Consider the following 11,297-nt stretch of genomic DNA (forward strand, 5'->3'; position numbering starts at 1 on the left):
TCATTCCCGCGCATCAGCGCGCGGCGCAATTCATCCGCTCTGATCGCGCCAACGCCAACGACAACGCCGGAATCTCCCATCTTCCTCAAGGCGGCGACTATTATGCCGCCGCGCTGCGCATCGAGACGACCACCGATTTGACGCCGGCGGAAATCCACCGCATCGGCCTCGATCGCGTCGCCGCGCTCAATCGCGAACTGGATATTGCGCTGCGCCGCGTCGGTCTCACCGAAGGCCCCGTCGGACAACGCTTGAGCCAAATGACGGCCGACCCTCGCTATCGTTATCCCGACACCGACGAAGGCCGCGCCGAACTCATCGCCGACGTACAGCGTCGCGTGAGCAACTTCATGGAGCGCGCGCCGCAATGGTTCGGCCGCATGCCGCAGGCGCCGCTCGAAGTGCGCCGCGTGCCCGCCTTTGCCGAAGAGGGTTCGCCAGGCGCTTATTATTCCCCGCCCTCACTCGATGGCGGAACGCCCGGCATTTATTACATCAATCTGCGCAATCTCAGCGAAATGACCCGCATCGACGTGCCGACGCAGGACTTCCACGAAGCGGCGCCGGGCCATCATTTCCAGGTCGCGCTGGCGCAGGAGCTAACGGACGCGCCTCTGCTCACGCGCCTCATCGCCTTCAACGCCTATGGCGAAGGCTGGGGCCTCTACGCGGAAGAATTGGCCGATGAACTTGGCTTTCACGAAGGCGACCCGGTGGGCCGCATCGGCTATCTGCGCTGGCAGCTTTGGCGTGCGGCGCGCCTCGTCGTCGACACGGGCCTGCACGCGCAGAATTGGACGCGACAACAAGCCATCGACTATCTGATCCAAACTACAGGCGACGCGCCCGGCGTGATCGTCACCGAGGTTGATCGCTACGTGGTTTGGCCGGGCCAGGCCTGCGGCTACGAACTCGGCCGCCGCGAGATCGCGCGTCTGCGCGAGATGGCGCGCAATCAGCTCGGCCCCGATTTCGATCTGCGCGGCTTTCACGACGCGGTTTTGCTGCATGGCGAAGTGCCATTGAGCGTCCTCGACACGATCGTCCGCGACTGGATTCCGCAGCAGCGCAATCTGGCCGAGCGCGAGCGCCGCCGTCGCTAATCGAACACAAGCGTGTGAAATCGCGCCTTCGTCGTAAAAGAACGCGCGCTTGCCGCAAACACGCCGCGTTTTGCGCGCTCGCTGACAATCGCTATAAACACCGTGTCCGGACGGGGTCGGGAGGGACCATCCATGCTGAAACACACCGCGCGCGCGGCTTTGATGCTTTGCGTCATCGCGCTGGCCTCTTGCGCCAGCCAATCGACACCATCGTCCAGCGATGCCGAAAGCGTCGTTGTCACGGGCTCGCGCAGAGCCGACGAATACGCGACACCGCCGCCGCCGCCTTCTCCGCCGCCCCCGCCGGTGGCGCCGGCGCCGCCGCAGCAGCGCGCGATGGGCGCAGTGGCCGGCGCCCCATACGCGCAGACCGCGCCGCAGCCGATGCCGGGCGACGTCGATCGCGAGCGCTACGAGGACGTCGATGTTAATCCGATCCACGCCGTCGCCGACGAGCCGGTGTCCACCTTTTCCATCGATGTCGACACCGCGTCTTATTCCAACGTGCGCCGCATGCTGAACCAGGGCCGCTTGCCCCCGCGCGACGCCGTCCGCATCGAAGAACTCGTCAATTATTTCCGCTACGATTATCCGCTGCCGCAAAATCGCGAGCAGCCCTTCTCGACCAACGTCACCGTCGCGCCTTCGCCTTGGGCCGAGGGTCGTCAACTCGTGCATATCGGCCTGCAGGGCTACAATATCGTCCCGCGCGAACGTCCGCCGCTGAACCTCGTCATGCTGCTCGACGTGTCGGGTTCGATGGGCGAACCGAACAAGCTGCCGCTGGTCCAGCAAAGCTTCCGCCTGCTGATCGATCAACTCAACGCACGCGACCGCGTTTCGATCGTGGTCTATGCCGGCGCCGCGGGCGCAGTGCTCGAACCCACGCCAGGCAACGAACACGCCCGCATCCTTGCCGCGCTCGACAATCTGAGCGCCGGCGGCTCCACCGCGGGCGGCGAAGGCTTGCGTCTTGCGTACTCACTGGCCGAGCAGAACTTCAACCGCAACGCCGTCAACCGGGTCATCATCGCCACCGATGGCGACTTCAATGTTGGCATTAATGACCCACAGCAGCTGCAGGACTTCGTCTCGCGCAAGCGCGAAACCGGCATCTATCTCTCGGTGTTCGGCTTCGGCGGCGGCAATTACAATGACGCGCTGATGCAACGCCTCGCGCAAAACGGCAACGGCGTCGCCACCTATATCGACACGCTCAACGAAGCTCGCCGCGTGCTGCGCGACGAGATGGCGTCGAACATGTTCTCGATCGCCAATGACGTAAAAATCCAGGTCGAATTCAATCCCGCGCGCGTCGCCGAATATCGCCTGATCGGCTACGAGACGCGCATGCTTCGCCGGGAGGACTTCAATAACGACCAAGTCGATGCAGGCGAAATCGGCGCAGGCCATTCCGTCACCGCGATCTACGAGATCGTCCCGGTCGGCGGCCGCACCTTCAACGACGAGCTGCGCTATCAGCCCAGCGATCGCCCAGCCGCCGGCGCCGCCAACGAGCTCGCCTTCCTGCGCATTCGCTACAAGCTGCCGGGCGAGGACAATTCGCGTCTGATCGAACGCCCGATCACCAACAGCGACGCAGTCACCTCGATCGCACAAGCGAATGAATCGGCGCGCTGGGCCACGGCCGTCGCCGGCTACGGCCAGCTGCTGCGCGGCGATCCCTATCTCGACCAGGGCTATGATTGGGACGACGTGATCAATCTGGCGCAAACCGCCCGCGGCCGAGACGAATTCGGCTGGCGCGCGGAATTCCTCCAACTGGCGCGCGCCGCTTCAAGCGCCGCCGCCATGAACCCGCTGCCGCAACAGCCAAGGCCCGAACCGCGCCCAGCGCCAAGGCCTACGCCCCGCGGCTCGCGCTAAGGCCCAATCCCTCGTAGCAAACTCAAAGGGCGCTCCCGCCAAGGAGCGCCCTTTTTCTTGCTCGCGTGCATTATTTGACTATAGTCAAATAATGTCCTCACGTCAGATTAGCCAAGTCCGCAGCTTCAATCGCGCCGTCACCCAGCGCATCGGCGCGCTGAACGACGATTACCTGCAACGCGGCCGTCCGCTCGGTGAAGCGCGCTTCCTGTTCGAGATCGGCGCGAGCGGCGCAAGCGGCGTCGACATGCGCAGCCTGCGCGAGAAGCTCGCCCTTGATCCCGGTTACGCCAGCCGCCTGCTGCGCGCCCTCGAAGCCCAAGGCCTCGTCACCAGCACCCCGAGCAAAACCGATGCGCGCGTGCGCCAGATTCGCCTCACCGCCAAAGGCAGACGCGAGTATGCGGCTTATGGCAAAAGCTCCGACGCCTTCGCCGAGGCTGTGCTCGCCCCCTTGAACGAGACGCAGCGAACCAAACTCGTCGCCGCCATGCGGGAGGTGGAAAACCTGCTGCGCGCCGGCAGCGTTGTCGTGACCATGGAAGACGCCGCCAGCGCCGACGCGCAATTCTGCCTGATGCGCTATTTCAGTGAGATCGCATCGCGCTTCGACGCCGGTTACGATCCCGCCAAAGGCCTGCCCGCCGGCGCTGACCTGCTCAATCCGCCAAATGGCGTCTTCCTCATCGCCCGTCTCGACGGCGCGCCGATCGGCTGCGTCGGTCTCAAGCAAACCTGCAAGCGCTATTCGGAGATCAAGCGCATGTGGGTGTCGCCGCAAGCGCGCGGCTTAGGCCTCGGTCGACGTCTGCTCGACGAAATCGAAGCCCGCGCCAGCGCCCTCGGCGTCAAGCGCCTAAGGCTCGACACCCATTCATCGCTCACCGAAGCCCGCGCGCTCTACGCGCGCTGCGGCTATCGCGAAATTCCAGATTTCAACGGCGAGCCTTATGCCGACCATTGGTTCGAGAAAGAGATCGAAACCTAAGCCGCCCAGATCAGGCGCAGATTGCTTTCGGCTTCCTCGACCTCGGCCTCCAGGAACGGCCCGTTCATGACCGGACGGAGCGCTTGGGCCAGATCAGCCTCGACATATTCGCGCGCGTCGCGCTCGTCATGCTGATGGATCAGGATGTGCGTGGCGCCCAAAAGCTTGGCTTCCGGCCATTGCTCGTGACCAGCCAAGCGCTTGGAAAGATTACCAGTTCTGGAAAGAAACAGAGGTGTCCAACCGCGCCCGCCTGGGCCCGGACGTGCGAAACAATAGACCGCAGGCGCGGTCGCGAAATCCTCGTGCGGGCGATGCACGCTGAAACGGTGCAGACGTCCAGACAAACCACGGAAGATCGCTTCGCTCATTGCTTTTGCCCCTCGATATTCTTCGTTCGCTCTATGTTCCAAATTGGTACGCGACTCAGATGTTCTTGTAAAGTTCTATTCCGCGCCTGAGACGAACTTGCTCTCAAATTCGCGCCCGCCGCTCCCCATCTTCCGCACAAGGACGGACCCTGCGATCATGGCCGGCATGGCACACACGCACTGCGCACACGACCACACGACGCAACTCGCGGAGGCGGAGCAAGCCTGCCAGGCGGCGGGCGAAAGCCTCACGCCGCTGCGTCGCCGCGTGCTCGAATTGCTGATCACGCAACATGCGCCGGCGAAGGCCTATGACCTCCTGCCACTGCTCGACGGCGACAAGACTGCCAAGCCGCCCACCATCTATCGCGCGCTCGATTTTCTCGTGCGCATGGGCCTCGCCCATCGCATTGAAAGCTTGAACGCATTTGTCGCCTGCGAAGTCGGCGGCTGCGAACGCTCCACCATCTTCCTCATCTGCGAAAAGTGCGGCGGCGCCGAAGAGTTCGACGCCGGCCACGCGCTGGTCGACCTCGCGGACGCCGCCAAGAAGGACGGCTTCGCCATTCGCCGCACCATGATCGAAGCCAGCGGCCTCTGCGCGACGTGCCAGCAAGCCGCATGAGTTCGTTTCCAGCGCCACTGCCTGCGCCGCTCTATCAAGGCAGCGTCAACACCTGGGAATGCGACGACGGCGGCCATCTCAATGTCCGCTTTCATCTGGAGCGCGCTGTCGTCGGGCTCGCGCACATGGCGCACGCGCTTGAGCTGCCGCGCGCCTTTACATCGTCCGCTGTCTCCACCATCGTTCCACTCGAAGCGCATATCCGCTTCAACAAGGAAGCGCTTCCTGGCGCGCCGCTGATCATGCATGGCGGCGTCGTGGCGATGGGCGAAAACGACGCCACGCTCTGTCTCGACATGCGCCACGCCGACGGCGCGCCGTCCTCGGTTTTCACCTTGAAAGTCGCGCACACGGACACGCGCGACTTCCGCCCGTTTGCGTGGTCGCCGCGTTCGCGCGCCGCCGCTGAACGGCTTTCCATCGACCTACCGGCGCACGCCAAGCCGCGCTCGATCGACGTCACCAAGCCGCCCAGCGACGCCAGCCGCGACCGCGCTCGCCAAATCAACGCCACACGCATCGGCGGCGCCATGGTGCTCGCCGAACATTGCGACGCATTCGGCCGCATGCGCTTCGATCATCTCATGGGCCGTATCTCGGACTCGGTGCCCAACCTGCTCGCGCAATGGCGCGCGGACGCCGCCGCTGAGAAAGGCGCCGCGCCCGCCGGCGCCGTCGTCGAAGCGCGTTACATCTATCGCCGCTGGCCGCGCGCCGGCGATCTGATCGAAATATATTCCGGCATCGCTGAAATGGGTGAGAAGACCATGCGGCTCGTGCATTGGGTTTGCGATCCCGCCAGCGGCGGGTGCTGGATGAGCGTGGAAGTCACCGCCCTCACTTTCGATATCGCCACGCGCAAAACCATCGCGCCAAGCCCGGAAATGCGCGCGCGCATGGAAAAGCGTCTCGTGCCGTTGGCGATCTAGCCGTTATTGCACCAAAGCGTCGTGATATTTGCGGCCCGAGCGCGCGAGCAGATGCGCGCTTTCGATCGCCGCGCGCACGCGATCCGGCCGCTCCATCGGGATCATGTGGCTAGCGCCTTCCACCGTCGCCAAGCGCGCGTCCGGCTTCATCGCCGCGATCCGATGCATCGCGATCTCGGCGACGGTCGACCCGCGCTCCGCGCGTAGCAAGACCAACGGATCGGTCACGCGTCGCAACGCGCCCCAAGGATCGTTGCGCTGTGCGCAATAGGTCGCCGCTTCGTATTCGGGCCGACACGCGAGCTTGAACCCGCCCTTGCCGTCCTCGATCAGGCCGTCGCCGACATAATCGGCGATCACTTCCCGTGGAAAGGTTTTGAAGATGCCCCGCCCCGTAAACGACTCTATGGCGCTTTCGCGATCGGGAAACACCGAACGCCGCTTCGCCGCGCCTTTCGCCATGCCCATCGTGTGCCGCTGGATCAGCGGCGCTAATGGCAGTTGCGAGAATGCATATGCCGCTGTCGGCAAGATGACCGGATCGATCAGGGCAAGTCCGCAGACAAGATCCGTGCGTGCGCCCGCCGTGAGCAATGAAATGATCCCGCCCATTGAGTGCCCCGCGAGCGTCACCGGCGCATTAAAGTGCTCCAGCACCGCGATCAGATCGTCGCGATGGCGCCGCCACGACGTATAGCCGAACGTGCGCGCTGGAAGCGTGGTTAGGCCGTGCCCGCGCATATCCAAGGCCAACACGTGGAAGCGATCGCCCAACGGCGCCAGCAGCGTGCGATACGTGCGTGCGTTAAAGCCTGTGGCGTGAATGAAGACGATATCGGGCACAGGCGTCTCGGCGCCAAAGGCGATGCCGGCCATGCGCCCGCCTGGCACTTCAAAGCTGACGCGGCGAAAATCTTCGGGGGGTTGAGTGTCTGTCACGATTCAAATGGCAGTAAGCCAGAACGGCAGTAAGGCAAGTGTCGCGGTCCGCAATTTGGTTCTCCTCTCGCCATATCGCCCTATCCGCCCATTCCCCTTCACCCAAACACCCGTCGCAAGATATCGGTCGTCCGCCGCGCCGGATCGCGGCGGATTGCGCGCTCTTCCTCGGCGATGAAAAAGAAGGCGCCCTCGATCGCTTTTGTCGTCGAGAAATTGATCACTTCCGTCCGCAGATCGCGCGTCATGCTGGCAAGGCCGACTTCGCGCAGCGCCGCGCGCATCAAGGTAAACGCGCCCGAAGCCGTCAGCGCCTCCGTCATCGGCGGTTTCAACAACGTGGTCAGCCGTGTCTCAGTGCGGCCGCGCAAATAGCGCGTGGCGCTGTCATTGCCGCCGCGGACGATCTCGATCGCGTCCGCGATGGTGATCGTCCGCACCGCATTGGTGAACAGGCCCGCTGCCTCCGGCATGGTGCGCTCGGCCGCGCGATTGAGACTTTCTTGGAGCTCGTCCAACGGCCCAGACATGCCGAACCCCGCCAAGGTCCGCTGCGATTGCCCCAACAATCCCGGCAACGGAATCCGCACCCGCCCATCATTCCAGAACCCATTCGGCTGCCCCAACCGCGTGGTCGCACTCATCGCCGCCAGCCCCAGCGCATCACGAATGCCCCGGCTCGCGTCGGCTTGCGTTAGGCTGTCGAGGATCTGTTGTTGCTGCGCCAGGGCTGGCGCGGCGGCCGACACCGCAAGCGCGACAAGCAAAGCTCTGCGGGCGAAACGATTCTGCATGGAACCAGTCTAGCGCCGATCGCGCTGATAGTGTTGTTAGCCCCGCAACAGAGCAGAAGGCGATCCATGGCGACGACGAACCGTTTCGGACTGCGCGCGGCGTTGGTGGGTTTAGCGCTGGCCGTGTCCGGCTGCGCCACTGGCGCGCAATCCGTCGACGCGCCGCCTACGGCCCCGCCGCTCGTGTTCCCGCCTGGCAGCGTCTATGTCGCCATGGGCAGCTCCTTCGCCGCCGGCCCAGGAATCACCACGCAAGTCGAAAGCGCGCCCCAACGCTGCGGCCGCTCGAACGACAATTACCCGCACCAATTCTCGCGTCTGCGCCAATTGCTGCTGATCGACGTGAGCTGCGGCGGCGCCACCACGCACAATCTGCTCGGCCCCTGGAACGAGCTGCCGCCACAACTGGACGCAGTGGATGCCGGCACACGCCTCGTCACCATCACCATCGGCGGCAACGATCTGGGGTATATCGCTGGCCTCTTCCGCGCCTCGTGCGCCCAGCAGCCCTGCCCCGACATTCCGACCCCCAGCGAAACCCAATATGCCGACGTCGCTGCGCGCATGGATCAGATCGTGGCCGCCATTCGCAGCCGCGCGCCCGAGGCGCACATCGTCTTCGTCGACTACCCGAAAGTGTTGCCGCCCGAAGGCGTGTGCGCCGCCATACCGATCACCGAAGCGCAGGCCAATGTCGCACGCGACATCGCACGCCGCCTTGAAGAGATCACCGCGCAGGTCGCTGCCCGCAATGGCGCCTATCTGCTCCCGGCTTCACGCATTTCGGAAGGCCGCGACGCCTGCGCCGCCGAACCCTGGATGAATGGCGCACGCAATCCTGAGCCGCTCGACGGTGTGGCCTATCATATCCGCTACGCCGGCATGGAGGCGATTGCCAAAGCGCTCGACGATCTGCTGCCGCGCTGACATCAGCGCTGCGCGAGATCAAAGCCCATACTTCTTCTTCTCGCCCTTGTTCAGCATTCGCTTGGCGATCGCGCGGACGCCATGGCGCGCATAGAGGATTTCCGGCGCCAAGTTCGAAAGCCCCGCAGCCAGCACAACATCCGGCTGGGATCCGTCGCCCAAGCGTCCCAGTTTCACTTCCCACCAGATGTCGTCCTTGAGCTTGTGCAACTGCGTCTTGCCGTCAATTTCGCGCATACGAGAGAGGCGATCCCGTGCAGCGGCTTCCAGCTTCTCGCGATGGCGCTTCGACCAAGAGCGATAGTGCGGATTTTCACGTAACAATCCCGTACGTGGATGCACGTAGAAGCGGCGATGATCCTCCGCCAATGCTCGCTCGCCACCCCAGCGCCCCGTCGCCATCACTTCGCCGGCGCGCGTGCGCGTCTTGATCGCGACGAAATCCTCGATGTGATCGCGGACGTGCTGTTGCACCGTTGAAGTCGGCTTCAGATTCTCGCTGATCTCGGAATAGACCTTGTTCCACGGCCGCTCGACCTGGCTCTGCAGATAGCGGCGCAACGGATTGAGCGTTTCATTGAGCCCCTTGGTCTTGATCGGCTTATCGCGCTTGGGCGCACGCCCGCCGCGTGTCGCGCGGATCGGTTCGCCGTCATCATCCTCGACGACGCGCGTGCGGCCTGCCCGCAATCCAGCGGCAGCCCGCCCGACGCGCGGCCGTTCCACGATGACTTTGGACATGTCCTTGCGCATAGCGACGCGATTTAGCCCGCCCATTTCGGCGCCAGCAAGGCCGCCCATCGCGCCACACTTGCTGACGCGGCGCGCAGCTGATTGAGTGCGCTCGGTTTGAGGGAGAAGATCATGGGCCTGATGCGCACGCTCGCCGTGGCGGCTTTGGGGGTCACGCTGGCCGCGAGCGCCACCGCACAAGAGGTCCCGCGCGATCCGAATTTTGGGCGCGGCGAACGCGTCTCTGGCCAGCCCTTCGCCACCCGCTCACCCGTCATCGCGCCACACGGCGCCGCCGCCACCGCGCATCCGCTCGCTACGCAAACCGCCATCGACGTGCTGCGCGCGGGCGGCACGGCAATCGACGCCGCCATTGCCGCCAACGCCATGCTCGGCCTGGTCGAACCCACCGGCAACGGCATCGGCGGCGACATTTTCGTCATCGTCTGGGATCCGCGCACACAGCGCCTTTATGGCTACAACGGTTCCGGCCGCACGCCGCGCGGCATGTCGCTGGCCGAAATGCGACGCGAAGCGCGCCGACGCGGCAATCCAAACGCGGTGCCAAGCTTCGGCGCGGCCAGCGTCAGCGTGCCCGGCACGGTCGATGGCTGGTTCGCGCTCCACGAACGCTTCGGCCGCACGCCGATGGCGGATTTGCTCGCACCCACGATCCGCTACGCCCGCGAAGGCGCGCCCATCCCGCAAACGATCGCGATGTATTGGGCGAACAATCAGCGGCGCTTGGCGTCAGAGTTCGAGGCAGGCCGCCTGCAAGAGTACAACAACGCACGCAACCTTTACTTCTGCCAGGACAATTGCGAACCGCACCGGCAAATGCCGGATGGTCACGGCATATTTCGCAATCCCGATCTCGCCAACACCCTGGAGCTGCTCGCGCGCGATGGCCGCGACGCGTATTATCGCGGCCCCATCGCGCGCACGATCGATAGTTACATGCGCCGGATTGGCGGCTGGCTGCGCTATGACGACCTCGCCCGCCACGAGGGCGAATGGGTCGACCCAGTCTGCGCGCCCTATCGCAGCGTTGAAGTCTGCGAACTCCCGCCAAACAGCCAAGGCGTCGTCGCCCTACAAACCCTGCGCATCCTCGAAGGCTTCAATCTGCGCGAGATGGGCTTCCTCTCGCCGGACTCGCTGCACACACAGATCGAAGCCACGCGCCTCGCCTTCGCCGATCGCGCGCAATTCTACGGCGACCCCGCCTTCACCGGCTTCGATGTAAGCCGCCTGCTGACCGACGAATATACCGCCCAACGCCGCGCTATGATCTCCAACGATCGCGCCATGCCGCCGCCGCCACACGCGGAGCTGCGCATCGATGGCGACACCACCTATCTCACTACCGCCGACCGCGACGGCATGATGGTGTCGCTGATCCAATCCAATTATCGCGGCATGGGCTCTGGGCTCGTCCCGGACGGGCTCGGCTTCATGCTGCAAGACCGCGCCGAACTCTTCGCGCTGCAAAGCGGCCATCCCAACCTGTACGCGCCCGGCCGTCGCCCGTTCCAAACCATCATCCCCGCCTTCGCCTTGCGCAACGGCCAGCCCTGGCTCGCCTTCGGCGTGATGGGCGGCGACATGCAGCCGCAAGGCCACGTCCAGATCATCGTCAACCTGATCGATTACGATATGGATCTCCAAGCCGCCGGCGACGCTGCGCGCTATCGCTTCTATGGCGGCGCCGAACCCACTGGCGATCAGCCCGATGGGGTCGGCTTCGTCGCCATGGAAAACGGCGTGCCGCCCGACGTCCGCGCCGAGCTCGAACGCCGCGGCCACCGCATCCGTCCCGCCGACGGCTCCTTCGGCGGCTACCAAGCCATCATGCGCAATCCCAACGGCGTGTACGAAGCCGCCACCGAAATGCGCAAAGACGGCACGGCCGGCGGTTATTAGACGCGCAAAAAAAAATGCTCCCCCGTTTACGGGGGAGCTGTCAGCGCGCGGAGCGCGATGACTGAGGGGGCGAGCACGA

The 11,297-nt window shown here is 64.5% G+C and carries 11 protein-coding genes; 7 read left to right on the plus strand and 4 right to left on the minus strand.

The features are described from left to right. The 3 genes from VF769_RS18345 to VF769_RS18355 form a co-directional block, all read left to right on the plus strand. Positions 1 to 1,103 (plus strand): DUF885 domain-containing protein (locus VF769_RS18345; protein ID WP_331009886.1); only part of this gene is annotated, 1,103 nt, incomplete at its 5' end. Positions 1,104 to 1,235: 132 nt separating this feature from the next. After that, entirely contained in the window at positions 1,236 to 2,990 is a 1,755-nt protein-coding gene (locus VF769_RS18350; RefSeq protein ID WP_331009887.1) for a VWA domain-containing protein, read from the plus strand. 91 nt (positions 2,991 to 3,081) lie between these two features. Beyond that, entirely contained in the window at positions 3,082 to 3,978 is an 897-nt protein-coding gene (locus VF769_RS18355) for a helix-turn-helix domain-containing GNAT family N-acetyltransferase (RefSeq protein WP_331009888.1), read from the plus strand. Here the strand turns inward: VF769_RS18355 and VF769_RS18360 are convergent. Beyond that, a complete protein-coding gene (locus tag VF769_RS18360) occupies positions 3,975 to 4,349 on the minus strand; it encodes a hypothetical protein (protein WP_331009889.1) in 375 nt (124 codons plus the stop codon). The genes VF769_RS18355 and VF769_RS18360 overlap by 4 nt on opposite strands. A 157-nt stretch (positions 4,350 to 4,506) precedes the next feature. Here VF769_RS18360 and VF769_RS18365 point away from each other — a divergent pair, with 157 nt between their 5' ends. Then, the gene (locus tag VF769_RS18365) at positions 4,507 to 4,974 is read left to right on the plus strand and encodes a transcriptional repressor (protein ID WP_331009890.1); all 468 of its coding nucleotides are present in this window, start codon (positions 4,507 to 4,509) and stop codon (positions 4,972 to 4,974) included. Next, positions 4,971 to 5,903, plus strand: coding sequence for a thioesterase family protein (locus tag VF769_RS18370; protein WP_331009891.1), 933 nt, complete (start codon positions 4,971 to 4,973; stop codon positions 5,901 to 5,903). The genes VF769_RS18365 and VF769_RS18370 overlap by 4 nt, the downstream gene beginning before the upstream one ends. Positions 5,904 to 5,906: 3 nt before the next feature. Here the strand turns inward: VF769_RS18370 and VF769_RS18375 are convergent, their stop codons facing one another. Further along, the gene (locus VF769_RS18375) at positions 5,907 to 6,779 is read right to left on the minus strand and encodes an alpha/beta hydrolase (RefSeq protein ID WP_331009892.1); all 873 of its coding nucleotides are present in this window, start codon (positions 6,777 to 6,779) and stop codon (positions 5,907 to 5,909) included. 161 nt (positions 6,780 to 6,940) lie between these two features. Then, a complete protein-coding gene (locus tag VF769_RS18380; RefSeq protein WP_331009893.1) occupies positions 6,941 to 7,636 on the minus strand; it encodes a DUF4197 domain-containing protein in 696 nt (231 codons plus the stop codon). A 66-nt stretch (positions 7,637 to 7,702) separates the two neighbouring features. On the opposite strand from VF769_RS18380, the gene VF769_RS18385 reads away from it, so the two are divergent. Beyond that, positions 7,703 to 8,563: an SGNH/GDSL hydrolase family protein gene (locus tag VF769_RS18385; RefSeq protein ID WP_331009894.1), complete on the plus strand. Its 861-nt coding sequence runs from the start codon at positions 7,703 to 7,705 to the stop codon at positions 8,561 to 8,563. Positions 8,564 to 8,581: 18 nt separating this feature from the next. On the opposite strand, the gene VF769_RS18390 is transcribed toward VF769_RS18385, so the two are convergent. Then, positions 8,582 to 9,304 (minus strand): hypothetical protein, encoded by a 723-nt coding sequence (locus VF769_RS18390; RefSeq protein ID WP_331009895.1) that lies wholly within the window; start codon positions 9,302 to 9,304, stop codon positions 8,582 to 8,584. A gap of 123 nt (positions 9,305 to 9,427) precedes the next feature. On the opposite strand from VF769_RS18390, the gene VF769_RS18395 reads away from it, so the two are divergent. After that, the gene (locus VF769_RS18395; RefSeq protein WP_331009896.1) at positions 9,428 to 11,218 is read left to right on the plus strand and encodes a gamma-glutamyltransferase family protein; all 1,791 of its coding nucleotides are present in this window, start codon (positions 9,428 to 9,430) and stop codon (positions 11,216 to 11,218) included. Positions 11,219 to 11,297 lie beyond the last annotated feature (79 nt).

The sequence above is a fragment of the Vitreimonas sp. genome, from assembly GCF_036392335.1.
Classification (GTDB): Bacteria; Pseudomonadota; Alphaproteobacteria; order Caulobacterales; family Aquidulcibacteraceae; genus Vitreimonas.

Bases quoted from the DNA above. Each gene is read 5' to 3' on its own strand.
- VF769_RS18360 (WP_331009889.1), bottom strand. From the start codon at position 4,349: ATGAGCGAAGCGATCTTCCGTGGTTTGTCTGGACGTCTGCACCGTTTC.
- VF769_RS18365 (WP_331009890.1), top strand. From the start codon at position 4,507: ATGGCCGGCATGGCACACACGCACTGCGCACACGACCACACGACGCAA.
- VF769_RS18370 (WP_331009891.1), top strand. From the start codon at position 4,971: ATGAGTTCGTTTCCAGCGCCACTGCCTGCGCCGCTCTATCAAGGCAGC.
- VF769_RS18385 (WP_331009894.1), top strand. From the start codon at position 7,703: ATGGCGACGACGAACCGTTTCGGACTGCGCGCGGCGTTGGTGGGTTTA.
- VF769_RS18390 (WP_331009895.1), bottom strand. From the start codon at position 9,304: ATGTCCAAAGTCATCGTGGAACGGCCGCGCGTCGGGCGGGCTGCCGCT.
- VF769_RS18395 (WP_331009896.1), top strand. From the start codon at position 9,428: ATGGGCCTGATGCGCACGCTCGCCGTGGCGGCTTTGGGGGTCACGCTG.
- VF769_RS18350 (WP_331009887.1), top strand. From the start codon at position 1,236: ATGCTGAAACACACCGCGCGCGCGGCTTTGATGCTTTGCGTCATCGCG.
- VF769_RS18355 (WP_331009888.1), top strand. From the start codon at position 3,082: ATGTCCTCACGTCAGATTAGCCAAGTCCGCAGCTTCAATCGCGCCGTC.
- VF769_RS18380 (WP_331009893.1), bottom strand. From the start codon at position 7,636: ATGCAGAATCGTTTCGCCCGCAGAGCTTTGCTTGTCGCGCTTGCGGTG.
- VF769_RS18375 (WP_331009892.1), bottom strand. From the start codon at position 6,779: ATGGCCGGCATCGCCTTTGGCGCCGAGACGCCTGTGCCCGATATCGTC.